Source organism: Streptomyces sindenensis, from assembly GCF_014649035.1.
In the GTDB taxonomy this organism is placed as follows: Bacteria; Actinomycetota; Actinomycetes; order Streptomycetales; family Streptomycetaceae; genus Streptomyces; species Streptomyces sindenensis.
Genome location: NZ_BMSG01000003.1, coordinates 143,842 through 169,820 on the forward strand (window position 1 = coordinate 143,842; position 25,979 = coordinate 169,820).

Annotated in this window: 21 protein-coding genes; 12 read left to right on the plus strand and 9 right to left on the minus strand. The window is 72.6% G+C overall.

Annotated elements, in window-relative coordinates:
* Nucleotides 1-48: 48 nt before the first annotated feature.
* Together metF and IE145_RS05865 are read left to right on the plus strand one after the other, a co-directional pair.
* Complete coding sequence (metF, locus tag IE145_RS05860; RefSeq protein ID WP_006123876.1) at nucleotides 49-966, plus strand: methylenetetrahydrofolate reductase [NAD(P)H]; 918 nt, start codon at nucleotides 49-51, stop codon at nucleotides 964-966.
* Nucleotides 967-1,015: 49 nt separating this feature from the next.
* Nucleotides 1,016-1,933, plus strand: a complete 918-nt coding sequence (locus IE145_RS05865; protein ID WP_189519496.1) for a Bax inhibitor 1 family protein — start codon at nucleotides 1,016-1,018, stop codon at nucleotides 1,931-1,933.
* Nucleotides 1,934-2,030: 97 nt separating this feature from the next.
* Here IE145_RS05865 and IE145_RS05870 read toward each other — a convergent pair whose 3' ends face one another.
* The 5 genes from IE145_RS05870 to IE145_RS05890 all read right to left on the minus strand — a co-directional run bounded on the left by IE145_RS05870 (nucleotide 2,031) and on the right by IE145_RS05890 (nucleotide 8,124).
* Nucleotides 2,031-3,569, minus strand: a complete 1,539-nt coding sequence (locus IE145_RS05870; protein WP_189519498.1) for a phytoene desaturase family protein — start codon at nucleotides 3,567-3,569, stop codon at nucleotides 2,031-2,033.
* A gap of 31 nt (nucleotides 3,570-3,600) precedes the next feature.
* Nucleotides 3,601-4,218: a DUF4126 domain-containing protein gene (locus IE145_RS05875; RefSeq protein WP_189519500.1), complete on the minus strand. Its 618-nt coding sequence runs from the start codon at nucleotides 4,216-4,218 to the stop codon at nucleotides 3,601-3,603.
* 366 nt (nucleotides 4,219-4,584) lie between these two features.
* Nucleotides 4,585-5,196: a TetR/AcrR family transcriptional regulator gene (locus IE145_RS05880; protein WP_189519502.1), complete on the minus strand. Its 612-nt coding sequence runs from the start codon at nucleotides 5,194-5,196 to the stop codon at nucleotides 4,585-4,587.
* Between the two features lie 53 nt (nucleotides 5,197-5,249).
* Entirely contained in the window at nucleotides 5,250-7,337 is a 2,088-nt protein-coding gene (locus IE145_RS05885; protein ID WP_189519504.1) for a YhgE/Pip domain-containing protein, read from the minus strand.
* Nucleotides 7,309-8,124, minus strand: coding sequence for an ATP-binding cassette domain-containing protein (locus IE145_RS05890; protein ID WP_189519506.1), 816 nt, complete (start codon nucleotides 8,122-8,124; stop codon nucleotides 7,309-7,311). The genes IE145_RS05885 and IE145_RS05890 overlap by 29 nt, the downstream gene beginning before the upstream one ends.
* Before the next feature lie 168 nt (nucleotides 8,125-8,292).
* On the opposite strand from IE145_RS05890, the gene IE145_RS05895 reads away from it, so the two are divergent.
* The 3 genes from IE145_RS05895 to IE145_RS05905 all read left to right on the plus strand — a co-directional run bounded on the left by IE145_RS05895 (nucleotide 8,293) and on the right by IE145_RS05905 (nucleotide 10,336).
* On the plus strand, nucleotides 8,293-8,820 hold the full coding sequence (locus tag IE145_RS05895; RefSeq protein WP_189519508.1) for an SAV_6107 family HEPN domain-containing protein: 528 nt from the start codon (nucleotides 8,293-8,295) through the stop codon (nucleotides 8,818-8,820).
* Nucleotides 8,821-8,925: 105 nt separating this feature from the next.
* The gene (locus IE145_RS05900) at nucleotides 8,926-9,684 is read left to right on the plus strand and encodes a methyltransferase (RefSeq protein ID WP_189519510.1); all 759 of its coding nucleotides are present in this window, start codon (nucleotides 8,926-8,928) and stop codon (nucleotides 9,682-9,684) included.
* A 247-nt stretch (nucleotides 9,685-9,931) separates the two neighbouring features.
* Nucleotides 9,932-10,336, plus strand: coding sequence for an SCO2097 family morphological protein (locus tag IE145_RS05905; protein ID WP_189519512.1), 405 nt, complete (start codon nucleotides 9,932-9,934; stop codon nucleotides 10,334-10,336).
* 309 nt (nucleotides 10,337-10,645) lie between these two features.
* Here the strand turns inward: IE145_RS05905 and IE145_RS05910 are convergent, their stop codons facing one another.
* The 4 genes from IE145_RS05910 to IE145_RS05925 form a co-directional block, all read right to left on the minus strand.
* Nucleotides 10,646-13,063 carry a transglutaminase TgpA family protein gene (locus tag IE145_RS05910; RefSeq protein ID WP_189519514.1) on the minus strand — a complete coding sequence of 806 codons (2,418 nt, stop codon included), beginning with the start codon at nucleotides 13,061-13,063 and terminating at the stop codon, nucleotides 10,646-10,648.
* A complete protein-coding gene (locus IE145_RS05915) occupies nucleotides 13,060-14,427 on the minus strand; it encodes a DUF58 domain-containing protein (protein ID WP_189519515.1) in 1,368 nt (455 codons plus the stop codon). Before IE145_RS05915 ends, IE145_RS05910 begins: the two co-directional genes overlap by 4 nt.
* A complete protein-coding gene (locus tag IE145_RS05920) occupies nucleotides 14,427-15,470 on the minus strand; it encodes an AAA family ATPase (RefSeq protein WP_189519517.1) in 1,044 nt (347 codons plus the stop codon). The genes IE145_RS05915 and IE145_RS05920 overlap by 1 nt, the downstream gene beginning before the upstream one ends.
* A gap of 251 nt (nucleotides 15,471-15,721) precedes the next feature.
* Nucleotides 15,722-16,285, minus strand: a complete 564-nt coding sequence (locus tag IE145_RS05925; RefSeq protein WP_229825366.1) for a beta-class carbonic anhydrase — start codon at nucleotides 16,283-16,285, stop codon at nucleotides 15,722-15,724.
* Nucleotides 16,286-16,713: 428 nt separating this feature from the next.
* Here IE145_RS05925 and rsmH point away from each other — a divergent pair, with 428 nt between their 5' ends.
* The 7 genes from rsmH to murD are packed head-to-tail and all read left to right on the plus strand — an operon-like array spanning nucleotide 16,714 to nucleotide 25,949.
* The gene (gene rsmH, locus IE145_RS05930) at nucleotides 16,714-17,679 is read left to right on the plus strand and encodes a 16S rRNA (cytosine(1402)-N(4))-methyltransferase RsmH (RefSeq protein ID WP_189519519.1); all 966 of its coding nucleotides are present in this window, start codon (nucleotides 16,714-16,716) and stop codon (nucleotides 17,677-17,679) included.
* 37 nt (nucleotides 17,680-17,716) lie between these two features.
* Entirely contained in the window at nucleotides 17,717-18,262 is a 546-nt protein-coding gene (gene ftsL, locus IE145_RS05935) for a cell division protein FtsL (RefSeq protein WP_189519521.1), read from the plus strand.
* Between the two features lie 4 nt (nucleotides 18,263-18,266).
* Nucleotides 18,267-20,276, plus strand: a complete 2,010-nt coding sequence (locus IE145_RS05940; protein ID WP_189519523.1) for a peptidoglycan D,D-transpeptidase FtsI family protein — start codon at nucleotides 18,267-18,269, stop codon at nucleotides 20,274-20,276.
* A 40-nt stretch (nucleotides 20,277-20,316) separates the two neighbouring features.
* Nucleotides 20,317-22,032 carry a UDP-N-acetylmuramoyl-L-alanyl-D-glutamate--2,6-diaminopimelate ligase gene (locus IE145_RS05945; protein WP_073821433.1) on the plus strand — a complete coding sequence of 572 codons (1,716 nt, stop codon included), beginning with the start codon at nucleotides 20,317-20,319 and terminating at the stop codon, nucleotides 22,030-22,032.
* Between the two features lie 4 nt (nucleotides 22,033-22,036).
* Nucleotides 22,037-23,458, plus strand: a complete 1,422-nt coding sequence (locus IE145_RS05950; RefSeq protein WP_189519524.1) for a UDP-N-acetylmuramoyl-tripeptide--D-alanyl-D-alanine ligase — start codon at nucleotides 22,037-22,039, stop codon at nucleotides 23,456-23,458.
* The gene (mraY, locus tag IE145_RS05955; RefSeq protein ID WP_189519526.1) at nucleotides 23,455-24,525 is read left to right on the plus strand and encodes a phospho-N-acetylmuramoyl-pentapeptide-transferase; all 1,071 of its coding nucleotides are present in this window, start codon (nucleotides 23,455-23,457) and stop codon (nucleotides 24,523-24,525) included. Before IE145_RS05950 ends, mraY begins: the two co-directional genes overlap by 4 nt.
* Nucleotides 24,507-25,949 carry a UDP-N-acetylmuramoyl-L-alanine--D-glutamate ligase gene (gene murD / locus IE145_RS05960; protein WP_189519528.1) on the plus strand — a complete coding sequence of 481 codons (1,443 nt, stop codon included), beginning with the start codon at nucleotides 24,507-24,509 and terminating at the stop codon, nucleotides 25,947-25,949. Before mraY ends, murD begins: the two co-directional genes overlap by 19 nt.
* Nucleotides 25,950-25,979: the final 30 nt, after the last annotated feature.

Genomic DNA, 25,979 nt, shown 5'->3' on the forward strand with positions numbered 1-25,979 from the left:
TTCCCGCTCTGGTTGGGGGAGTGTCCGCCCCCTGGTTAATCTCCCCTTATGGCCCTTGGAACAGCTTCCACCAGGACGGATCACGCGCGCACCGTGCGTGAGCTGCTGGCGACCGGCAAGACGTCCTACTCCTTCGAGTTCTGGGCGCCCAAGACGGAGAAGGGCGAGCGCAACCTCTGGAACGCGCTGCGCCGGGTCGAGGCGGTCCGGCCGAGTTTCGTCTCCGTGACGTACGGCGCCGGCGGTTCCACCCGGGCCGGGACGGTCAAGGCCACCCAGGAGATCGCGGCGGACTCCACGCTGACCCCCGTCGCCCACCTCACCGCGGTCAACCACTCGATCGCCGAGCTGCGCAACATGGTCGGGCAGTACGCCGACGCGGGCATCAGGAACATCCTCGCCGTCCGCGGTGACCCGCCGGGCGACCCGATGGGCCCGTGGGTGGAGCACCCGCAGGGCGTGAAGTACGCCGCCGACCTCGTCCGCCTCATCAAGGAGTCGGGCGACTTCTGCGTCGGCGTCGCGGCATTTCCCGAAATGCACCCCCGGTCCACCGACTGGGAGACGGACATCGGTCATTTCGTCGACAAGTGCCGGGCGGGCGCGGATTACGCGATCACTCAGATGTTCTTCCGCCCGGAGGACTATCTCCGGATGCGTGACCGCGTGGTCGCTGCGGGTTGCGAAACGCCGGTGATCCCCGAGGTCATGCCCCTCACCAGCGTGAAGCAATTGGAAAAGTTCTCCCAGCTCAGCAACGCGACCGTGCCCGCGTCGTTGAAAGAGCGCATCCTCGCAGCCAAGGACGATCCCGCCGCTGTACGCTCCATTGGCATCGAGTTCGCAACGGAGTTCTGCGCGAAGCTGCTGTCCGAGGGTGTGCCCGGGCTGCACTTCATCACGCTCAACAACTCGACGGCTACGCTCGAAATCTACGAAAAACTCGGACTGCACAAGCAGTCGTGACCGGTCGTACCCGCCCCCGAAGCGGTGACGGCCGAAGGAGGGGGCGGGCGTGGGCTGGACGGTCCTCTACATCGCATTCGGTCTGGTGGCACTGTGGCTGCTCGGCGAGGTGCTGCTGCAGTACAAGGCACGACTGCGCTGGCGACTGCTCGCCTTCGCCGGCTTCCTCGGCGTGGTGGTCGGGGTGCTGCTGGCCTCCGTTCCGGTCATCGTCGTCGGCACGCTCGCCTTCGCCACCGGCCAGACCTTTGTGACGCTGTCCTTCCGGCGCGGCTTCTCCACCGGCTGGGCCATAGGCGGCACCCCGGGGGAGAGCCGTCGGCGCAAGGGCGGCGAGGGCGCGGCGACGAAGGAACCCACGCTGGAGGTCTCGGACCTGGAGGTCTCGGAGCCGGACGCCCCCGCCGGCTACGACGCGCCCCCGGCCGCTCCGCCCGCCCCGTCCGTCTACGCCACGGAGCCGCTCCCCGACGACACCGGCCAGTACGGCGTGTACGGGGGCACCGGCTACGACACGAACGGCCACGCCCACCAGGACCAGGGCCACGACGCGGACCCCTCGGCCCAGCCGCAGCACGCCGCGTACGACCCGTACAGCGGCTACGGCCAGCAGCCGGCCCAGGACCCCTACGCCGGGACGTACGACTACGGCACCGGGGAGCAGAGTTACGCCGCCTACTCCGACCCGTACATCGGCACCACCAACCAAGCCCCCTCCTACGGCTACGACGCCTACGGCAACGGCAACGACAGCCAGGGGGGACAGCAGAGCTACGCCGACCCCTACGCCCAGAGCTACGGCGCCGACCCGTACGGCACGGGGGCGTACGCCACGGACACCCCGCCCGGCGGCGTCTGGGTCCCGCAGCAGCGCGACGCCGAGCAGTACCCCCCGATGCCGCCGGAGCAGCCCACCCCGTACGGCAACGGCTACGACACCGGCCAGAACGAGCAGTACCGCTACTGAGCGCGGGGCCGTAGCCGGGGGCGCGACCCGTCGGCGGCGGCCCCGCTTCGGCACCGGAGCCGGAGACGGCCCGGGCGCCACTCGGGCGGCCGACACCTCAGCGCGAACCGCTGAAGCCGTCGCCCTCCACCACGAGCCCGGCCACCAGCGTCCCCGACATCCCGGCGTGCGCGAGCCCGCCGCCCGGATGCGCCCAGCCGCCCGCGAGATACAGCCCCGGCAGCCGGGTGAGATTGCCCGGGTGCAGATACGCGCCACCGGCCCCGGCGAGCGCGGGCGGCGGCACCGCACCGCCCTCGGCTCCCGTCTCCGCCTCGGTCTCCGCCGGTGTACGGATCTCCGTGTGCAGGATCCGCTCCCGCAGCCCGGGCACGGCCGCGCCCGCCCGCTCCACCAGAACGTCGGCGAACCGCTGCCGCACCCCCGCGTCCCGCCAGTCGACCGGGCCCTGCGGAGCCACCGTCGCGGTGAGCGTCACCGCCTCGTGTTCCGCGTCCGGCCGGGTCGCCGGATCGTCCGGGCGCAGCACCGTCACCGTGGGGTGGCCCGCCACCCGGTCCGCGACCCGGTCCGCGGCCCGGCCCCCGAACACCGCCTCCCACTCCGCCGCCCCGTCCCCGCTGTGCACCACGGTCCGGTGCACCGCGTCCGCCTCCCGGGCCCCGCGCAGCGACAGCAGCACCGTGAACCGGCCCGCCGCACCCGCGTCCGAGCCCGCCCGGACCGGCACATCGCCCGGGCCCCACACCTGCTGACCAGGCACCAGCCCCGGACGCGGCCGGACCCCCAGCACCACTCGGTCGGCCTCGGCCACCTCACCGCCCGCCAGCTCCACGCCCGCCGCCCGGCCGTCCTTCTCGATCACCCGGACCACCTCGGCCCCGAAGACGAACTCCACCCGGCGGGCCACGCACCGCTCGTACACCGCCCGGGCCAGCTCCCGCATCCCGCCCAGCACGTACCAGCTGCCGAAGGTCTGCTCCATGTACGGCAACAGCGCGGCGCTCGCGGGGGCGGTGCGCGGGTCGAGGCCGTGGGCGAGCGCGTACCCGTCGAGCAGGGCCGCCAGGCGCGGGTCCGCCAGCTCCCACGTGCCGATCTCCGCGACCGTGGCCGCCTGCCGGGCCGCGCGCAGCAGCCGGCGCTGCCGCACCGCCGGATACGGGTCGCGCCCCAGCACCTGGTGGTCCGCGCGCAGCGGCTCCTCCAGCAACGGTCGCCGCGAGCGGTCCCAGGCATCCCGGGCCCGGTCCATGAAGTCGCTCCACCGCGCACCGGAACCCGCGCCCAGCGCCCCGTCCAGGGCGGCGGACACCCCGGCCCGGGAGGCGTTCGGCAGGGACACCGCCGTGCCGTCCGCGAAGAGATGGCGGCTCGCCGGATCGACCTGGGTCAGCGTCACGCACTGCTCCAGGGACTCCTTGCCGGTCTTCACGAAGAGGTCGCGCTGGACGGCGGGCAGGTGCAGCAGCCCGGGTCCGGTGTCGAAGACGAAGCCCTCGTGCTCATGGCGGCCGACCGAGCCGCCGTAGCTCGCGGACCGTTCGTAGACGGTCACCTTCTCGCCCGCCACGGCCAGCCGGGCGGCCGCCGCCATCGCGCCCGTGCCGGCGCCGATCACCGCAATTCGTGCCATGCCGGTGACTTTATCGACCGGCACCGGCGGTTCAGCCGGGAGGCCAGGGCGCGCCCGTCCCGGCCAGGCGTTTCTCCTCGCGCCGCTGGGCCCGGCGGCGCAGGAAGCGGCGGATCCGCGAAGCGAGGAAGACCACTGTGACGATGCCCAGCACCAGCAGCAGGGCCGCGATCACGGCGGCCGCCACCGGGTTGAATATGGCGAACGTGACGACCCCGGCGACCCCGAGGTCCTCCGCGATGCTCATCGCGACGTTGCTGAAGGGCTCCGGAGAGGTGTTGACGGCCATCCGCGTGCCCGCCTTGACCAAATGGCTCATCAGCGCGGTGGACCCGCCGATCGCCCCGGCCGCCAGCTCCGGCAGCGAACCGCTCTCCCCGGCCAGGAGCGCGGCGATCACCGCCCCGGCCACCGGCCGGATCACGGTGTGCGCCGTGTCCCAGACCGAGTCCACGTACGGGATCTTGTCCGCGATCGCCTCGCAGAGGAACAGCACCCCGGCCACGATCAGGACGTCGGTGCGCTGGAGAGCGGCGGGCACCTCGTCGGAGACGCCGGTGGCGCCGAAGACGCCGAGGAGCAGGACCACCGCGTACGCGTTGATCCCGCTGGCCCAGCCGCTGGTGAACACGAGAGGGATGACAGACACGCAGGCGATCGTAACGACCCCGGCCGGGGACCGGGCGGGGTATCGGTGCGGTGCTCTGAGTATCCGTACCTAGGCGCACAGATGAGTACCCGCGCGGATGGGCCCCCACCCGCGCGGACGGCAGAGTGATGACCACGGGAGGGGCGCTGCGCCAGGACCGCCGGCACGGGGCGGCGGAACGGCGCGGTTCCCCCGACGCAACGGGGGTGCGACGGAGCCCGGGGACCACGGGGGGGGACACACGGGGTCACGGGGAACGGGTTTCCGACAAGCACGGAAGACGCCGGTCCGACGAGGTTCGCGGGGGATGCGAACCTCGCCGGCCGGCGTCTTCGGCGTTCCCGGCGCCCTCCGGGCGGCGCGGCCTCAGTGCCCGCTGACCCGCCCGTGCAGGAGCAGCGACAGCGCCGAGTGGACCTCGTCGATCGAGCGCTCCGGCTGGAAGGCCTGCCAGTCGAGCGCCGCCACCAGCACCATCCCGACCAGCGCGGCGGCCGTCAGCGGGATGTCGACCTCCTCGCTCAGCTCACCGCTGCGCACCGCGTCGCGCAGGACGTCCTCGACGACCGCCACGGCCTCCTGACGTACCACGAGGAGCGTGGACTGCCAGGCGCGGTTGGTGCGCCAGAGTTCGGCCACGTACAGCTGGGTGAAGGCCGGGTAGCGGTCGATGAAGGCGAGACCGGCCCGGATCATCGCGTCCAGCGCCTCGACCCGGGTGCCGCCACGCTCCTCGGTCTCCTCCGCGGCGGCCCGCAGCGAGGCGGTGAGCAGGCCCACGCCGTGCCTGAGCAACTCCTCGAACAGCTCGGTCTTGCTCTTGAAGTTGTAATAGACCGTGCCCTTGGCGACCCCGGCCCGCTCGGCGATCTCGTCGACGGTGGTCGCCGAGAAACCCTTCTCGGCGATGAGCGTCACCGCCGCCTCGTAGAGCTTCTGCCGGGTGGCCTGGCGGCGCGTGGTGCCACTGCTTTCCATGGCGCCGATTCTTCCAGGCCCGGGCGCACCCGGGGACGCGACCGCGGGCGCGCTCACAGGCTCAGCTCCGGGTGCAGCCGGCTCAGGCTCCACACCTGCTTGCGGCGGGCGGTGAACGCGGTCAGGGCGAGCGCGCCGACGGTGAAGGCCGCCAGCACCGCGCAGCCCAGCCAGACCGGGGTGAGCGGTCCGCCCGTGATCAGCCTGCGCAGCCCCTCGACGACGTACGTCATGGGGAGGTACGGGTGGATCGCGCCGAAGAATCCGGGGCTGGTCTGGACGGGGTACGTGCCCCCGGCCGAGGTCAGCTGGAGCATCAGGACCACCAGCACCAGGATCCGCCCCGCCGCCCCGAAGCAGGCGTTCAGCCACTGCACGATCGCGGCGAAGCAGCAGGTCACCAGGGCCAGGAAGCCGATCGTTCCGGCGGCGTGGGCCATCTGGAGACCGAGACCCCAGTGCAGGACGGCCATCAGGGCGCCGACCTGTGCCGTGCCGATGGCGGCGACCGGGAGCCAGCCGGCGAACGCGATCCGCCAGGAGGAGGCCCCGGCGGCGAGCGCCCGCCGGTTCATCGGCTGGATCAGCATGTACGCCACCATCGCGCCGACCCACAGGGAGAGCGGGATGAAGTAGGGGGCGAAGCCGGTGCCGTAGTTGGGTGCCGCGTGCAGCGACTTGGAGGCCAGCTGGACGGGGTCGGCCATGACGTCCGTCCGCGCGTCGCGGTCCTTCTTGTCGTAGTCCGGGATCTTGGCCACGCCGTCGTTGAGGCCCTGGGCCAGCTCGGCCGACCCGTCGCCGAGCCGGAACAGCCCGCCGTCCAGGTTCTCCGCGCCGGTCTTCAGCTTGCCGACGCCGGTGTCCAGGTTGCTGGAGCCGGTCTGCGCGGTACCGAGACCCGTGTGCAGCGCCTGCGCGCCCTTGGCGACCTTCTTGGCCCCGGTGTTGAGCTCGTTGACCTTGGCCACGGCGGACGCCAGGTCGTCGTCGAGCGTCGGGGCGCGCTCGGCGAGCGCCTCGGCCTGCTTCTGGAAGGCGGTGAGCTGGGTGCTGAGCTTCTTCAGATCGCCGTTCTGGTTGGTGATCAGGGTGTTCACATCGGCGGCGATCTTCGCGGCGTCCTCGGAGGCGACCTTGGCGCGCTCCAGGGGCGGGCAGGCCGTGGCGTCGGGCTCCTCGGCCTCCTCGCACTGGGTCCGGTGGATCTCGGCCAGCTCGTCGGCGGCCTTCCGGGCGCCCGTCGCCGCGGTGGGCGCGGTCTGCACCAGCACGTCGAGGTTGTGCCGGACGGCCCCCGAGGTGTCGGCTACCAGCCGGGCGGTGTCCTGGATGGACTTCCCGTTGTCCTTGAAGAACGGCCGTACGTCACCGGCGATCCCGTTGACCTTGTCGGCCAGGACCTGGGTGCCCCCGGCGACCTGCTGGGAGCCCGTCGCGAGGTCGCGGGAGCCCTGGTTCAGCTTCACGATCCCGTCGGAGAGCTTCTTGCTGCCCGCCTTGGAGTCCTTGAGGCCGTCCGCGAGGTCCTTGGAGCCCTGCTTCGCCTTGGAGATGCCGCCCTTGAGGTCGTCGGCGCCCTTGGCCGCCTCGGCGGTCTTGTCGTGCAGATCGGAGAAGTTGATGAAGATGCGGTCCAGGAAGCCCCGGGAGGCGTTCGTGGAGGCGGCGTTGCGCACCTCGCCGAAGACCGTCTTCGAGATCTGGCCGACGATGTAGTTGTTGGCGTCGTTCGTCCGCACCTGGAGCGCGCCGGTCTCGGGGGAATCGCCGCCGCTGGAGGCGATCTTCCTGCTGAAGTCCGAGGGCATCGTCAGCGAGAGGTAGTACGTGCCCTCCTCGACGCCCTTCTCGGCCTCGGCGGAGCTGACCTCGTGCCAGGCGAAGACCTTGGAGTCGAGGAGCTTCTCGCTGATCTCGTCCCCGGCGGTGATCCGCTTGCCGTCGCTGGCGGCCCCCTTGTCCTCGTTGACCAGGGCGACGGGCAGCTTGTCGAGCTTTCCGTACGGGTCCCAGAACGAGCACAGGTACAGGGCGCCGTAGAGCAGCGGCAGGAGCAGCAGCGCGACGAGCGCGGCGGCGGGCAGCCTGCCCCGGCCGAACCGCTTCAGCTCAAGCGCGGCGAGCTTCGGGACGCGCATCGGCCGTCTCCTCTTCGGTGGTGGGTTCCTGGGGGGCGTCTTCGGCGGCGGGTTCCTCGATGGCCGGCTCTTCGACGCGGGCTTCCTCGGTGGCCGGGGCGGTGCGCACGACCTGGGTGTTCCCGGGGGCCTCGCTGCACACGGCGAGCACCGTCGTCCCGGCGTCGGCCACCGAGCGCAGCAGTGCCCAGGCCTGCTCGCGTTCGGCGTCCGAGAGCTTGAGGTCGGTGTCGTCGACGGCCAGCAGCCGCGGCCTGCCGATCAGCGCCAGCGCGACGGACAGCCGCAGCGCCTCAAGGCGCTCCAGGTCGCGTACGGAGGTGCGCCCCGACTTCGGGAGCGTGGCGGGGTCGAGGCCCGCGGCCTCCAGGGCCTCGTCCACCCGTACCTCGGCGGCGGCCCGGCGCTGGGCGCGCGGGCGCAGCAGGGCGCGCAGGGGCGAGCCGTAACGCCCCTGGAGAAGGGCGCGTTCGCCCAGGTGCTCGGCGACGGTGAAGGCGGGGTCCAGCTCGCTGACGCCCGGCACCGGGCCCAGGGCGGCGATCCCGCGGACGGCGGCGGCCTGCTTCGGCAGCCGCAGCCCGCCGGTCTCCGCGTACCCCTCGGTGGTGCGCATCCGGCCGGTCAGGGCGAGCAGCAGACAGGTGCGGCCCGAGCCGGACGGGCCCTCGATGGCCACCAGTTCCCCCGGCTCGGCTCTGAACGTCACGTTCCGGAAGACCCGGCCGCGCGGTCCCTCCAGTCCGAAGTCCTCGGCGCTGACAGCCGCGCCGTGCGGGCTCTCCACAGAGACCCTCCCCTTTTTGAACTGACCAGTCAGTTCAAAAAGGTAGTCCGAACTCGCGCTCGAAGCAAAATGGCAGGTCAGAGCCTTCTGTGGGTCGATTGTCAGTGGTGCCCGCCACCATGGACACAGACGGCCACGGAGCCGTCACACGACGACAGGAGGTTCGTCATGGCCAGCTCGTCCGCAGCCGCCGCCCCGCGGCGCCGCGCAGGCAGCCCTGCCCCCTCACTGACCGGTCCGGCCGCCGATGTCCACCCCGTCCTGCGGCGCGCCGCGGCGCCGCCCGCCGCCCTCGACCTGCTCGCCAAGGCCCGCTCCGGCCTCGACGAGGCCGCCGTGCTCCGCGAGCCCAACGAGCGGTACGCCACCGCCCACCTCGCCGCCCTGCGCATCGCGGCGGCCGTGCTGGCCGCCCGCGGGCGCCCCGAGACGAACAAGCGCCGCCGCGAACGCATTCGCAGCGCCTGGGAAGTCCTCCCGGAGATAGCCCCGGAGCTGACGGAATGGAGCGCCCTCTTCGCCTCGGGCGCCGACCGCCGGGCCCGCGCGGAGGCCGGCATGCCGGGAGCCGCCAGCGGGCGTGACGCCGACGATCTGCTGCGCGACGCGGCCATGTTCCTGCGCCTGGTGGAACGGCTCCTGGTGCTCCAGCCGATCCTTCCGCAGCCCCGTCCCGAGCGTCCGGGCGGCGGGTGAGCCGTCCAGGGGCGCGAGGCAATAGGGTGGTGACCGCTCACATCACCACCCGCACTGTTCACGCTCCGCCGTCCCAGGCGGCACCGTGCCGAGGAGTCATCTGCCGTGTCGGACCAGCCGCGCCCCCGCGCCTCCCTCCGTACCGCTGTGGTCTGGGAGGTCCTCAAGGAGGCTCTGGACCGCCGGGTCAAGGCGACCGGCAGGGACGCCCTGGATGTCCTCGACACCGGCGGCGGCACCGGAAACTTCGCCGTGCCCGCGGCCCGGCTCGGCCACCGGGTCACCGTCGTCGACCCCAGCCCCAACGCGCTCTTCGCGCTGGAGCGCCGCGCCGCCGAGGCCGGGGTCGCCGACCGGGTCCGGGGCGTCCAGGGCGACATCCTCGGCCTCTTCGACGTCGTGGAGCGCGACGGTTTCGACGCGGTGCTCTGCCACGGCGTCCTGGAGTACGTCGACGAGCCCGCCGAGGGCGTACGCAACGCGGTCGAGGCCCTGCGCCCCTCCGGCGCGCTCAGCCTGCTCGCCGCCGGCCTCGGCGGAGCCGTTCTGGCGCGCGCACTCGCCGGACACTTCACCGAGGCCCGGCAGGCCCTGGCCGACCCGGCGGGCCGCTGGGGCGAGGGCGACCCGGTGCCCCGCAGGTTCACCGCCGAGCAGCTCTCCGGCCTCGTCTCCGACGCCGGGATGGAGATCGCCGCGGTGCACGGGGTCCGGGTCTTCGCCGACCTCGTGCCGGGCGTCCTGGTGGACACCGAGCCCGGCGCCGTGGAGGCGCTCCTGAAGCTCGAAGCGGCCGCCGCCGAGCAGCCCGCGTTCCACTCGGTCGCCACCCAGCTGCACGTTCTGGGCGAGAAGCGCCGCTGATCAGCAACGAAGCTGCGGACCGAGTGGGACTCAGGACCCCCGTACGAGGCGTAAGCCCCGTATGATCGGGTGACACCATCCGGCATGGCGGATCGGTCGTCGGGGAATCTACGCCTCAACAACCGAGCCGACATAGCGGTCCGGACTGGCTGAGCGCTAGAGGGCGGGTTTCACGGGGGCGAATCCCTGCCTATCCTGGAAGGGCCGCATACCGGTCGCCCCCGCGGCCGACGACGAGGAGGATCCCGTGCCGCTCTCGGAGCACGAGCAGCGCATGCTCGAGCAGATGGAGCGAGCGCTGTACGCCGAAGATCCCAAGTTCGCGACAGCGCTCGAGGGAAGCGGGCTGCGTACGTACACCCGCAAAAGGGTCTACCAGGCGGTCGCAGGCTTCCTGGTGGGTATCGCGCTCCTCATGGCCGGAATGGTCGCCCAGCAGATCTGGATCAGCGTGGTGGGGTTCCTCGTCATGCTCGGCTGCGCCGTGCTCGCGGTCACCGGATGGCGCAAAGCGCCCAAGCCCGGTGAACAGCAGTCGGCCGCCGAAGGTGGCGGGGACAGCGGCGCACGCCGCCGACCGAGACAACGCCGGTCGATGATGAACCGCATCGAGCAGCGGTGGCAGCGCCGCCGCGACGAACAGGGCCAGTAAGCAGTACGCGTCAGGCCCTGTCCTTCCCACAGGGACTGACGTCGGCGCCACGCAGGACACCGATGGGTGAGGGGCGGCCGCATTTCCGCGGCCGCCCCTCAGCCGTTGCCGGACGGCCCCCCGGGCGGTAGAGCCCACTTGAGCGTCCCGCGGAGCCGACAGAGCCGACAGAGCCCATGGAGCGTCCGGCGGGGCGGGGAAGACCCCGGCGGAGCCGGGAAGACCTCCGGCGGAGTCGCGAACGCCTCCGGCCCGGACCCCTTCGCGGGGTCCGGGCCGGAGGCGTTCCCGGGCGGGGTCCGGCCCGCCTCAGCCGTGCTGGCGGGTGAGGCGGCGCAGCCGGGCCGTCCAGCGACCGGCCCCCGCGCGGCCCGCCCACCGCTCCGCGAGCGCGGTCCTGCGGTCGGCGACGGCCCACACCACCCGGACGGACGAGCGGGGCAGAAGCGTTGCCCGCAGCCGGGCGCCCCGGCCCGCCGTGGCCCGTAGTCCCGCCCGCACCGCCGCCGCGTCCCCGGCCAGGCCGCCCGCCGGGCGAGGCTCCGGGGCGTACAGCACCTGCTCCACCGAGCCCGCGATCCGGTGCACCGACTCGGCCGCCGCGGTGTCGAGTCGGCCCAGCCGCACGATCCGGGCCGCCGCCTTGCGGGGCGTCAGCGAATCGTCCGGGGCGATGCCGTGGTCCCAGGCCGTGTCGGTGATCTCCCGCCAGGCGGCCAGCGTCCGCGCGGCGGCGTCGGCGGGCGTCCGGCCCGCCGAACCCAGCCGGCGGCTTCTCGTCCGGATCCGCCACAACAGCGGTGACAACAGCAGCGCCAGGGCCAGGACCGCCGCGAGGACCACCAGCAGCACCGTCCCGAGCGGAGTGCCCCGGTCGGTCGGCCCCGCGGCTCCCGCCGCCTGCGACGGCCCGCACCCGCCTTCCTGGCGCAGCAGCGGCGGGCAGCTGTCGTCGGCGGAGGGAAGGGCGGACGGTTCGGTGGAGGCGTCCGCGGAGGGCTCGGCCGCGTCGCTCGCGGTGTCCGTGGGAAGCTCGGGCCGGGTCCACGAGGGGGTGCTGCCCCGGCTCGGGGTGGGCTCGAACCGGGTCCACCCGACGCCCTCGAAATACAGCTCGGGCCAGGCGTGCGCGTCGCGCAGGCCGACCGAGATCGCCCCGTTCGACTTCAGGGTGCCCGGGGTGAAGCCCACCGCGACCCGGGCCGGGATGCCCAGGGTCCGGGCCATCGCGGCCATCGAGAACGAGAAGTGGACGCAGAAGCCCTCCTTGTCACGGAGGAAACGGGCGATGGCGGACGACCCCGTGCCCGAGGTCACCGTCGTGTCGTAGGTGAAGCCGCCCTCGGAAGCGAACCAGTCCTGGAGCTTCACGGCCCGCTCGTAGGCGTTGGCCGCGCCCTCGGTGACCTGCGCGGCGGTCTCGGCGACCACCTCCGGCAGCGAGCCGGGCAGCTGGGTGTACTCGCGGAACAGCTTCTCGGGCGGCGAAGGCGCGGCCGCGAGCTGCCGCGCCGTGGGCTCGACGACCAGGCTGCCGACCTCGTACTGCGCACCGCGCGTGGTCTGCCCGTCGTCGCCGACCAGGGTGCGGCCCTCGGGTTCGTACCGCCAGCGGCCGCCGACACGGACCTCGCTCGCCGGGTAGGGGAGCGGCAGATACGTCTGCTGGTAGGAGCGCGAGGCGGAGATGTTCGTCCGGACCTCCGTGACCGAGACGTCCCCACCGAGCCCCGCGGGCTGGGGGAGCCGGTCGGGAACGTCCGTCAGCCGCCGGGTGGAGGAACGCCACTCGCTGCCGTTGAACTCGTCCAGGGCCAGGATCCGGAGATAGAGGTTCTGCGGGTTCTCGATGTTGCTGCGGTACGTCATCACCTCCCGGTTCTCCGGCTGGTTGAGGTTGTTCTGCAACGAGACCAGCGGATTCACCGCGGAGATCGTGCCACCGCCGCTGCCCTTGCCGTTCCCCGGGCCGTTCCCGCCGAGCAGACCGCTGTCCAGGGCGGGCAGGGCGAGGGGCGCCACCAGGGCGATGCCGAGCGCCAGCACGCCGATCCGCCGCCCGGTCCGCACGGGGGAGGAGCCGCCGCCCGCACCGGACAGCCCGTCGGCCAGACCGCCCCTGGTCCGCGAAGTCCCGCCGAAGACACGGCCCCACTGGGAGAGCCGGTCCCGGCCCTCCGCCAGCAGGAGCAGCAGATAGCCGGAGGCGGCCAGCAGGAACCACAACCAGCCGGCACCACCGTCGGAGAGCCCGGCCGCGACCGAATACAGGGCGAGGAGCGGCAGCCCGGCCGGGGCCGCGCTGCGGAAGGTCACCGCCATGGCGTCCACGACGAGGCCGATCAGGACCACCCCGCCGACCACCATCAGCTTGATGCCGTCGGTCAGCGGGGCCGGGGCGGAGTACGTACCGACGTCCTCCCCGCCCGCGACCAGCAGCTCGCCGAGCCGCATGACGGCCTGCGGCCCCGGGACCGCCCCGAACAGGGCGTGGTCCCGGGCGAACACCAGGGTCAGCAGCACCAGCGTGACCAGCGCCTGGGCGGCGACGGTCAGCGTCCGGGCCAGCGGGACCCGGCGCGCCAGGGCGCCCACCCCGCTCTGGACACCGAGCAGCACCGCCGCCTGCACCAGCCAGCCGACCCCCTCCACCAGCGGGATCAGCGCCCCCGCCGCCAGCAGTGTCGCCGCATAGGCGCTCAGCGCCAGCCTGGCCCGCCCGCTCATGACCATCCCCCCGCGAAACCGTTCGAGCCGCCGCTCGGGGCGGACGGCGTGTCCGTGCGCATCCCGCCGGCCAGCCGCCACAGCTCGGGCAGCCCGTCACCCGGCTCCACCGGCACCGCCGTCCAGCCGGACTCGCGCAGTCGGCGCAGCCGGTCCTCGGCCGCGCCCGCCGCGCTCTCGTCGCCGGCCCACGCGGCGCTGTCCAGGACGAACGCGACCCCGGCCCCGGCCCGCTGCCGCATCCGGGCCGCGACCGCGGACTGCTCCTCGTCCAGATCGCCGAAGAAGGCGATGAGAAGCCCCTCGTTGCCGCCGCGCAGCACGTCATGGGCGCGGCTGAGACCCCCGCCGTCGGAGTGGCCGACCACCGCGAGCGTGTCGAGCATCAGCCCCGCGGAGTCCGCGGACTCCTGGGTCGAGCCCGCGTATCCGTCGGTCCCCTCGCCGGGTACCGCGTTCCCGTCGTCGGTGAGCAGCCGGACGGCGAAACCGCGCTCCAGCATGTGCACGAGGGCGGAGGCCGCCCCCGAGACCGCCCACTCGAACGCCGAGTCGGGCCCGGCGCCCCGGTAGCCGATCTCCCGGGTGTCCAGCAGGACCGTGCAGCGGGCCCGCTGTGGCTGCTCCTCCCGGCGCACCATCAGCTCGCCGTGGCGCGCGGTGGAGCGCCAGTGGACCCGGCGCAGATCGTCGCCGTGCCGGTAGCCGCGCGGAATGATGTCGTCCTCACCGGCGAGCGCGAGCGAGCGCTGCCGCCCGTCGCCGTACCCGGAGGCCTCGCCCGCCAGCCGCAGCGCGGGCAGCGGCACCGTACGCGGAATGACGACGAGGGTGTCGTACGCACTGAAGGAACGCGTCAGCTCGCACATGCCGAAGGGGTCGCTGAGCCGCAGCTGCAACGGGCCGAGCGGATAGCGGCCGCGCAGGTCGGAGCGGACCCGGTAGGACACCTCGCGCCGGCCGCCCGCCTCCACCCGGTCCAGGACGAAGCGGGGCCGCGGACCCAGTACGTACGGCACCCGGTCCTGGAGCATCAGCAGACCCGTGGGCAGCCGCGAGACGTTCTCCATCCGCAGATGCACCCGCGCCTCCGCGCCCGCGGGCACCCGGGACGGCGAGAGCCGGCGGGTGCCCGTGACCCGGTAGCGGGTGCGGTAGAGGACGGTCACACAGACCAGGGGCAGCACGGCGAGCAGCAGCCCGACCCGCAACAGGTCGCCCTGGCCCAGGACGTACGCGCAGACGGCGGCGGCGAGACCGGCGGCCAGGAACGAGCGCCCCCGGGTGGTCAGTCCCCCCAGGGCCGTTCGGAGGCCGCCCTTCCGCCCGCCGTCCTCCACGGCGCCGGGCTCGCCGGCCGCCATCACAGCCGCCGTGCCCCGGGCTGCTGCTGGTGGTACAGCGGGCGGCCCTGCTCCCGCGCGGGCGGCGCGGTGCCACCGGCCGAGGCCGGTACGGGGACGCGCTGGATGATCTCCCCGACCACCTGCTCCGCCGTGCGGCGGTTCAGCTGGGCCTGGGCGGTGGGCAGCAGCCGGTGCGCCAGCACCGGAGTGGCCAGCGCCTGGACGTCGTCCGGCAGGGCGTAGTCGCGCCCGCTGAGCGCGGCGGACGCCTTCGCGGCGCGCAGCAGATGCAGGGTCGCGCGCGGGGAGGCGCCGAGCCGGAGATCGGGGTGGGTACGGGTGGCCGCGACCAGTTCGACGGCGTAACGCCGCACGGCGTCGGCGACGTGCACCGTACGGACGGCGTCGATCAGCTTCACGATGTCGTGGGCGTGGGCCACCGGCTGGAGGTCGTCCAGCGGCGAGAGGCCCCCGTGCACATCGAGCATCTGGAGCTCGGCCTCCGGGCTCGGGTAGCCGATGGAGACCCGGGCCATGAAGCGGTCGCGCTGGGCCTCGGGCAGCGGGTAGGTGCCCTCCATCTCGACCGGGTTCTGCGTGGCGACCACCATGAACGGGTCGGGCAGCTCGTAGGTGTGCCCGTCGATGGTGACCTGACGCTCCTCCATCGACTCCAGCAGCGCCGACTGCGTCTTGGGCGAGGCGCGGTTGATCTCGTCGCCGATCACGATCTGGGCGAAGATCGCGCCCGGCTTGAACTCGAAGTCCCGCCGCTGCTGGTCGAAGATCGACACACCGGTGATGTCCGAGGGCAGCAGGTCCGGCGTGAACTGGATCCGCCGCACCGAACAGTCGATGGACCGCGCCAGCGCCTTGGCCAGCATGGTCTTGCCGACCCCGGGCACGTCCTCGATGAGGAGATGCCCCTCGGCGAGCAGCACGGTCAGCGATAGCCGTACGACCTCTGGCTTGCCCTCGATCACACCCTCCACCGACCTGCGCACCCGCTCTGCGGTGGTGGTCAGATCAGTGAGGCTCGCTCGATCGTCATAGGTCGTCACCCGGCCCTCCTCGGCCCTTTTGCGCAGGGGCCGTCGCGCGTACCCGCGCGGCCCACCCCGAAAAATCGGACACTCCTCCGGAAGACCCGGGGGATGCCACACCCGCATTCTTGTTGCCGTTACCGCTTCGTGTCACTCGCCTGTGGACAAGTGGGTGTGAAAAGGCGGTGTCTGTCACGATTCCGGTGCCGCGGGGCACGGCGATGCGTGCGTGAGGTGCAGCGGAGGGCCGGGAAGCGGCGGGAGTCCGTTCAGGAAACGGAGTCGATCTCCCGCAGCAGACCGGTGGTCACGTCGAAGACGAACCCGCGCACATCGTCGGTGTGCAGCAGGAACGGCGAGGTCCGCACCCGCTGCATCGACTGGCGCACGTCCTGGTCGGCGTCCTTGTAGGCCTCCACGGCCCAGGCCGGACGCTGGCCCACCTCGCGCTCCAGGTCCTGCCGGAAGTCCTCGGTGAGGGACTCCAGACCGCAGTTGGTGTGGTGGATGAGAACGACGCTGCGGGTGCCGAGCGCCCGCTGGCTGATGGTGAGCGAGCGGATCACGTCCTCGGTGACCACACCGCCCGCGTTACGGATCGTGTGGCAGTCACCGAGCTCCAGACCGAGCGCCGCGTGCAGGTCGAGACGGGCGTCCATGCAGGCGACGACGGCGACCTGAAGGACGGGACGCGCGTCCATGCCCGGATCGCGGAAGTCCTTCGCGTACTCCGAGTTCAGCGCGACGAGGCGGTCGGTGACCTGGCCCCCTTCGCGGACCGCGGCGGCGGTGGACGTCACGGACTCGGCGGGGGAGTGAGCAGAAGTCGACATGACTACGACGTTAGCCTTCCCACCTGGCACGGGCGGGCTGTGAGAGCGGACAAAGAACGCCAACACGGCTTGTTGTGAGCTAACCCACAGGACCTGTGGGCGCACCCGTTCGGGTGGGTTTTCCTCATCCGGTCGGGTGGCGCGACGCGCTGGGCGGTTCGTTGATCGCGAATCGATCGAATGGCAGGGTGGACTAAAGTAACGCGAAGTCAACACCCGAATTCCCGCCCCACCGCCCCGACACACCTCCCCGCACCTCCTGCACATTCCGTATTTCCCCCGTGATGTGCGGCGTACGTGCGACCCGGCCCTCTCCCGCTCTCGGTCGGCCGACGCCCCTTCCCCGGCGCCGGCGGGCCTCCCCTTCAGAGCGGGCGGGGACCAGGACGTACGTGCCGGCCGCGCGGGACAGAGCCTGAGAGGGCGCATTGAGCCAGACCCGACACGTCCCGGTGATGCTCCAGAGGTGTCTGGACCTGTTGGCCCCGGCTCTCCAGGACCCGGCCCACCCGCAGCCCGTGGTCGTCGACTGCACCCTCGGCCTCGGTGGCCACAGCGAGGCCCTGCTCGCCGCGTTCCCCACCGCCCGGCTGGTCGCCCTGGACCGCGACAAGGAGGCGCTCCGGCTCTCCGGCGAACGGCTCGCCCCCTACGGCGACCGGGCCACCCTCGTCCACGCGGTCTACGACGAACTCCCCGAGGTCCTCGCCCGGCTCGGGATCCCGAAGGTCCAGGGCGTCCTGTTCGACCTCGGTGTCTCCTCCATGCAGCTGGACGAGGCCGACCGCGGGTTCGCCTACGCCCAGGACGCCCCCCTCGACATGCGCATGGACCAGTCCACCGGGATGGGCGCGGCCGAGGTGCTCAACACCTACCCGCCCGGCGAGCTCGTGCGGATCCTGCGCGCGTACGGCGAGGAGAAGCAGGCCAAACGGATCGTCTCCGCGATCGTGCGCGAGCGCGAGAAGGAGCCGTTCAGCAACAGCGCCCGGCTCGTCGAGCTGATCCGCGACGCGCTGCCGCAGGCCGCCAAGCGGACCGGCGGCAACCCCGCCAAGCGGACCTTCCAGGCCCTGCGCATCGAGGTCAACGGCGAGCTCAGCGTCCTGGAGCGGGCCATTCCGGCCGCCGTCGACAGCCTCGCCGTCGGCGGCCGCATCGCGGTGCTCTCGTACCACTCCCTGGAGGACCGGCTGGTCAAGCAGGTCTTCGCGGCCGGCGCCGCCAACACCGCGCCCCCCGGGCTGCCCGTCGTCCCCGAGCGCTACCAGCCCCGGCTGAAGCAGCTCACCCGGGGCGCCGAGCTGCCCACCGAGGAGGAGATCGCCGAGAACCGGCGGGCCGCCCCCGCCCGGCTGCGCGGCGCCCAGCGCATCCGCGAGGAGGAGCGATGAGCACCGGGGCCGGACGCCGCAGCGGGGGAGTCGTGGGGTGAGCAAACCGGCCGCACCGCTGAAGGGGCGGGCCGCCCGGCTCGCCCGGCTGATGCCGTCCACCGGGCCCAGCACCGCGGCCCGCACCCCCTTCGTCCTGCTGGTCGTCCTGCTCCTGGGCGGCGGACTCATCACCCTGCTCCTGCTGAACTCCGCGCTCAACGAGGGTTCCTTCCGGCTCAGCGAGCTGAAGCGGGACACCACCGAACTCACCGACGAGCAGCAGGCCCTCCAGCGCGACGTCGACAGCCGGTCCCAGCCCGACGCCCTGGAGAAGCGCGCCCGGGAGCTGGGCATGGTCCCCGGCGGCAGCCCCGCCTTCCTCAACCCCGACGGCACGGTCCGCGGCAATCCGGTGGAGGCGACCGCCCCGCCGTCGCCGAGCCCGAGCCCCACCCCGAGCCCCAGCGCCTCACCGGACCCCGACGCCCCGGCGGCCGGCCCCTCCGGCTCCCCCTCGCCCTCCGCGTCCGCCTCCCGGCCCGACCCCGCGGCCGGCCCCGCGGCGGAGAACAGCCCGCCCCCGACGAGCCCCGGCAGGTGACGCAGTGCCGCCCAAGGAACCGCCGCGCCGCCGCGTACCCGGACCGGCCCGCCCCCGTAACGGGGCCTCCCGGTCCGGCAACGGGGCCTCCCGGTCCGGCCGCCCCGGCGCGCGCCCACCGGCCCGCCGCCCCCGCCCCGCCCAGGGCGGCACCACCCGGCGCGGCACCGCACCCCGCTCCCTGCGCCTCGGCAGCCCGCGCCCCCGGCTGCGGCTCGTCAGCCTCGGGCTGACGCTGGTCATGCTGGCCTTCGTGGCCCGGCTGCTCCAGGTCCAGGCCGTCGACGCCAGCGCGTACGCGGCCAAGGCCGAGAAGAACCGCTACCTGGAGTACACGGTCGCCGCCGAGCGCGGCGAGATCACCGACCGCAACGGCATCGCGCTCGCCACCAGCGTGGACGCGCACAACATCACGGCCGACCCCAAGCTCTTCACCCCCGAGGAGAGCAAGGCGCCCGACGCCCCGCAGCAGGCCGCCGCGCTGCTCGCCCCGATCCTCGACAAGGACGTCGACGAGCTCGTCAAGAAGCTCTCGGCGCCCAAGAGCCGCTACACCGTCCTCGCCCACCGGCAGACCCCGCAGGTCTGGAAGCAGATCAAGGACCTCAAGGCCGTCTTCGCCGAGAAGGCGTCCGAGGACAAGCTCAAGGGCGGCCCGGGAGCCAATGTCCTGGCCGGTGTCCTCCAGGAGCCGACCACCAAGCGCGTCTACCCCAACGGGGACCTCGCCGCCGGGATACTGGGCTTCGTCAGCGCCGACGGCAAGGGCGGCGGCGGCCTGGAGTCACAGCTGGACAAGGAGCTGGCGGGCGAGGACGGCAAGATCCGCTACGCCCAGGCGGGCGGCCGGCGGGTCCCCACCGCGGGCAGCAGCGAGATCCCGGCCGTGCCCGGCTCCGACATCGAGCTGACCATCGACCGCGATATCCAGTGGGCCGCGCAGAAGGCCATCAGCGACCAGGTCGCCAAGTCCAAGGCCGACCGCGGCTACGTCATCGTGCAGAACACGAGGACCGGCGAGCTGCTGGCCATGGCCAACGCCCCCGGCTACGACCCCAACGACCTCTCCCAGGCCACCTCGGCCTCGCTCGGCAACGCGGCCCTCCAGGACGTGTACGAGCCCGGCTCCACCAGCAAGGTCATGTCGATCGCGGCCGTGCTGGAGGAGGGGGCGGCCACGCCCGGCACCCATGTCACCGTCCCCAACCGGCTGCACCGGGGCGACCGCCTCTTCAAGGACGACGTCGACCACCCCACCTGGTACCTCACGCTCAACGGGGTCCTCGCCAAGTCCAGCAACATCGGCACCATCCTGGCGACCGGTCAGCTCGGCAAGACCCAGGCCGAGTCGAACAAGGTCCTCTACGACTACCTGCGGAAGTTCGGCCTCGGCAAGAAGACCGGGCTCGGCTACCCCGGCGAGTCGCCCGGCCTGCTGGCCCACCCGAAGGACTGGTCGACCTCGCAGCAGTACACGATCCCCTTCGGCCAGGGCCTCTCCGTCAACGCCGTCCAGGCCGCCTCGGTCTACTCCACGGTCGCCAACGGAGGCGTCCGGATCGCCCCCACCCTCGTACGCGGAACGAAGGGCTCCGACGGCCGCTTCACGCCGGCCGAAGCCCCCGAGGAGAACCGGGTGGTCAGCGAGAAGACCGCCAAGACCCTGGCGGCCATGCTGGAGTCCGTCGTCGACGACAGCGAGGGGACCGGCACCAAGGCCGCCATCCCCGGCTACCGGGTCGCGGGCAAGACCGGAACCGCCAACCGGGTCGACCCCGTCCGCGGCGTCTACAAGGGCTACACCGCCTCCTTCGCGGGCTTCGCCCCCGCCGACAACCCGCAGATCACCGTCTACTGCGCGATCCAGAACCCCACCAAGGGCAGCTACTTCGGTGGCCAGATCTGCGGCCCGATCTACAAGCAGGTCATGGAGTTCGCGCTCAAGACGCTCCAGACCCCACCGTCCGGCAGCGAGCCGCCCCGGCTGCCGGTGTCCTTCAAACCCGGCGAGTGAACACGGGGATGCGCGAGCATCTCCTCCAAGGGAACCCTCAGTGACAACGATCACCCCCGACCCCGGGAACCGGAACGAGAACCGCCGGAACCAGGGTCCCTCGCTTCGCGAGAGCCCGCACCGGCCCGGTACGCTCACCGCCGTGCCCCACGCTGATCAGTCCCAAACCTCTCAGAAGGACGCGCCTGTGACCTACCCGGGAGCGCCCCGACCGGACCGGCTCCGGCCCACCCCCCTCGGCGAGCTGGCCGACCGGCTCGGCGTCGAGACCGCCGGGAGCGGTGACGTCACCGGCATCACGCACGACTCGCGGGCCGTGCGACCCGGAGACGTGTACGCGGCCCTGCCCGGCGCCCGTATGCACGGCGCCGACTTCGCGGCCCAGGCCGCGGGGCTGGGCGCCGTCGCCGTCCTCACCGACCCCACCGGCGCCGAACGCGCCGCCGCCACCGGACTCCCGGTCCTGGTCGCCGAGAACCCGCGGGCCGTGATGGGCGAACTGGCCGCCGACATCTACGGGCGGCCCGGTATCGGCCTGCTCCAGATCGGCATCACCGGAACCTCCGGCAAGACCACCACCGCGTACCTCGTCGAGGGCGGGCTGCGCGCCGCCGGACGCCCCACCGGGCTGATCGGCACCGTCGAGATGCGGATCGGCGACGAGCGCATCAAGTCCGAGCGCACCACCCCCGAGGCCACCGACCTCCAGGCGTTGTTCGCCGTCATGCGCGAACGCGGCGTCGAGGCCGTGGCGATGGAGGTCTCCAGCCACGCGCTGGTGCTCGGCCGGGTCGACGGCTGCGTCTTCGACGTGGCCGTCTTCAACAACCTCAGCCCGGAGCACATGGAGTTCCACTCCGGCATGGAGGACTACTTCCAGGCCAAGGCGCAGCTCTTCACCCCCGAGCGCAGCCACCGCGGCGTGGTCAACTTCGACGACGAGTACGGCCGCAGGCTCATCACCGAGTCCGGCGTGCCCGTCACCACCTTCTCCGCCGAGGGCCACCCGGACGCCGACTGGCACGCCGAGGACGTCGAGGTCGGACCGCAGGACAGCACCTTCACCGCCGTCGGCCCCAAGGGCGAGCGGATCACCGCCCGGGCCCCGCTGCCCGGCCCGTTCAACGTCGCCAACACCCTCGCCGCGATCGTCACGCTGGCCGTCGCGGGCGTCGACCCGCAGATCGCCGCCGACGGGGTCGCCGCCGTGCCCGGGGTCCCGGGCCGGCTGGAGCGGGTGGACGCCGGACAGCCCTACCTCGCCGTCGTCGACTACGCGCACAAGACGGACGCCGTCGAGTCCGTCCTGCGCTCCCTGCGCAAGGTCACCGAGGGCAAGGTGCACATCGTCCTCGGCTGCGGCGGCGACCGCGACACCACCAAACGCGGCCCGATGGGCGCCGCCGCGGCCCGGCTCGCCGACACCGCCGTACTGACCTCCGACAACCCCCGCTCCGAGGACCCCCTCGCGATCCTCGCCGCGATGCTCTCCGGCGCCGCCGAGGTCCCCGTCCACGAACGCGGCGACGTGCTCGTCGACGCCGACCGGGCCGCCGCCATCGCCGCCGCCGTCGCCCGCGCCGAACCGGGCGACACCGTCCTGGTGGCGGGCAAGGGCCACGAGCAGGGCCAGGACGTCCACGGAGTGGTCCGCGCCTTCGACGACCGCAAGGTCCTGCACGCAGCCATCGAACGGTCCCTGGCGCACCCCGGCGCCGACCGTGCCCCTCACCACGAGAACAACAGTCAGGGATGACCAAGTGATCACCCTTTCCCTCGCCGAGATCGCCGGAATCGTCGGCGGGCAGCCGCACGACATACCGGACCCGGCAATCACCGTGACCGGACCCGTCGTCATCGACTCCCGCGAGGTCGCGCCCGGCAGCCTGTTCGCCGCGTTCGCCGGCGAACGGGTCGACGGCCACGACTACGCCCAGCGCGCTGTCGAGGCGGGCGCGGCAGCCGTGCTGGCGGCCCGCCCCGTCGGCGTTCCGGCGATCGTCGTGGACGATGTCGTCGGCGCGCTCGGAGCCCTCGCCCGGGCCGCCGTGGAACGCCTCGGCACGACCGTCGTCGCCCTCACCGGCTCGGCGGGCAAGACGTCCACCAAGGACCTGATCGCGCAGCTCCTCCAGCGCCACGGCCCGACCGTCTGGACGCCCGGCTCCCTCAACAACGAGATCGGGCTGCCCCTCACCGCGCTGAGCGCCACCGCCGAGACCGAGCACCTGGTCTTGGAGATGGGCGCCCGCGGCATCGGCCACATCCGCTACCTCACCGAGCTGACCCCGCCCCGGGTCGGCCTGGTCCTCAACGTCGGCTCCGCGCACCTCGGCGAGTTCGGCAGCCGGGAGGCCATCGCCCAGGCCAAGGGCGAGATGGTCGAGGGCCTTCCCGAGGACGGCTGCGCCGTGCTCAACGCGGACGACCCGCTCGTCCGCGCCATGGCCTCGCGCACCAAGGCCCGCGTCCTGCTCTTCGGAGAAGCCCCCGAAGCGGACGTACGGGGCGAGAAGGTCAGGATGACCCCCGACGGGCGGCCCGCGTTCGAGCTCCACACACCCACCGGGTGCAGCGACGTGACCATGCGCCTGTACGGTGAGCACCACGTGTCGAACGCGCTCGCCGCGGCCGCCGTCGCCCATGAGTTGGGCATGTCCGTGACCGAGATCGCCGAGGCGCTCTCGGAGGCGGGCACCCTCTCCCGCTGGCGCATGGAGGTCACCGAGCGCGGGGACGGTGTGACGGTGGTCAACGACGCCTACAACGCGAACCCCGAATCCATGCGAGCCGCACTGCGTGCGCTGGCCGCCATGGGCCAGGCCCGAGGGGCCGACGGGGGGCGCACCTGGGCGGTGCTCGGTCAGATGGCCGAGCTCGGTGACGCGTCGCTCGCCGAGCACGACGCGGTCGGACGGCTCGCCGTCCGGCTCAACGTCAGCAAGCTCGTCGCTGTCGGGGGAAGAGAAGCCTCCTGGCTGCAACTGGGCGCATATAACGAGGGTTCGTGGGGTGAGGAGTCGGTGCACGTGTCCGACGCGCAGGCGGCCGTCGACCTGTTGCGCAGTGAACTGCGCCCGGGAGACGTCGTGCTGGTGAAGGCGTCCCGGTCGGTCGGCCTGGAGAAGGTCGCCCAGGCACTGCTGGAGAACTCGACCGAGGGCGAGGTCGCCGGCCGATGAGGCAGATCCTCTTCGCGGGGGCCATCGGGCTCTTCCTGACCCTGGTCGGTACCCCGCTGCTGATCAAGCTGCTGGCCCGCAAGGGCTACGGGCAGTTCATCCGGGACGACGGCCCGCGCACCCACGGCAGCAAGAAGGGCACGCCCACGATGGGCGGCATCGCCTTCATCCTGGCGACGATCATCGCGTACCTCCTCGCGAAGATCATCACGGGTGAGGACATCCGCTACTCCGGCGTCCTCGTGCTCTTCCTCATGGCGGGCATGGGCCTGGTCGGCTTCCTCGACGACTACATCAAGATCGTCAAGCAGCGTTCGCTCGGCCTGCGGGCCAAGGCGAAGATGGCCGGACAGCTGATCGTCGGCATCGCCTTCGCGGTGCTCTCGCTCCAGTTCCCCAACTCCGCGGGGAACACCCCGGCCTCCGACCGGCTCTCCTTCGTGGAGGACTTCGGCTGGTCGATCGGCCCGGTGCTCTTCTGCGTCTGGGCGCTGTTCATGATCCTCGCCATGTCCAACGGCGTGAACCTCACCGACGGCCTCGACGGTCTGGCCACCGGCGCCTCCGTGATGGTCTTCGGCGCCTACACCTTCATCGGCCTCTGGCAGTTCCAGGAGTCCTGCGCCAACGCGGACAAGCTGACCAACCCCAGCGCCTGTTTCGAGGTCCGCGACCCGCTCGACCTCGCCGTCGTCGCAGCGGCCCTGATGGGCGCCTGCTTCGGCTTCCTGTGGTGGAACACCTCGCCCGCCAAGATCTTCATGGGCGACACCGGCTCGCTCGCCCTCGGTGGCGCGCTCGCGGGTCTCGCGATCCTGTCGCGCACCGAGTTCCTGCTCGCCATCCTGGGCGGCCTCTTCGTGATGATCACCATGTCCGTGGTCATCCAGGTCGGTTCGTTCAAGATGACCGGCAAGCGCGTGTTCCGCATGGCGCCGCTCCAGCACCACTTCGAACTCAAGGGCTGGTCCGAAGTCCTGGTCGTGGTCCGCTTCTGGATCATCCAGGGCATGTGCGTGATCGTCGGACTCGGCCTCTTCTACGCGGGATGGGCAGCCAAGAAGTGAGCACCGTGGACTGGCAGGGCAAGCACGTCACCGTCGCCGGGCTCGGCGTCAGCGGAATCCCCGCCGCCCGCGCCCTGCACGAGCGCGGCGCGCTCGTCACCGTCGTCAACGACGGCGACGACGAACGCGCCCGCGCGCAGGCGGCCGAACTGGAGGCGCTCGGCATCACCGTGCGCCTCGGCGACGGCGCGACCCTGCCGCCGTCCACGGAACTCGTCGTCACCGCCCCCGGCTGGCAGCCGGACAAGCCGCTCTTCCTGGCTGCCGCCGAGGCGGGCGTCCCGGTCTGGGGCGACGTCGAACTGGCCTGGCGCCTGCGCGGCGACAACGGCAGGAAGGCCGCGCCCTGGCTCGCGGTCACCGGCACCAACGGCAAGACCACGACCGTACGGATGCTGGCCTCCATCCTGGAGGCGGCGGGCCTGCGCACCGCGGCCGTCGGCAACATCGGCGTATCGCTGCTGGACGCCGTGCTCGGCGAGAGGGAGTACGACGTCCTCGCCGTCGAACTCTCCAGCTACCAGCTGCACTGGGCGCCCTCCCTGCGCGCCCACTCCGCCGCCGTCCTCAACCTGGCCCCCGACCACCTCGACTGGCACGGTTCGATGGAGGCGTACGCCGCCGACAAGGGCCGCGTCTACGAGGGCAACACCGTGGCCTGCGTCTACAACGCCGCCGACCCGGCCACCGAGGACCTGGTCCGCGAGGCCGACGTCGAAGAGGGCTGCCGCGCCATCGGCTTCACCCTCGGCGCCCCCGGCCCCTCCCAGCTCGGCGTGGTCGACGGCATCCTCGTCGACCGGGCATTTGTCGCCAACCGGCAGACGCAGGCCCAGGAGCTGGCCGAGGTCGGCGACGTCAACCCGCCGGCCCCGCACAACATCGCCAACGCCCTCGCGGCCGCCGCCCTCGCCCGCGCCTTCGGCGTGGAGCCGGCCGCCGTCCGCGACGGCCTGCGCGCCTTCCGCCCCGACGCCCACCGCATCGAACACGTCGCGGACATCGGCGAAGTCGCCTACGTGGACGACTCCAAGGCCACCAACACCCACGCCACCGAGGCCTCGCTGGCCGCCTACGACTCGATCGTCTGGATCGCGGGCGGCCTCGCCAAGGGCGCCACCTTCGACGAGCTGGTCACCGGCGCGGCGAAGCGGCTGCGCGGCGTCGTGCTGATGGGCGCCGACCGCGCCCTGATCCGCGAAGCCCTGACGCGACACGCCCCGGAGGTCCCGGTGGTCGACCTCGACCGGACCGACACTGGGGCGATGTCCGAAGCGGTCGCGCGGGCCGCCGAGCTCGCCCGGCCGGGCGATACGGTACTGCTGGCCCCGGCCTGTGCCTCGATGGACATGTTCACCAACTACAACAAGCGGGGCGAGGCGTTCGCGGACGCGGTCCGCGCACGCGCCGACGAGAGCGCCTGACCGACCGGGCTCCGCGCCCGGGGTCACGGG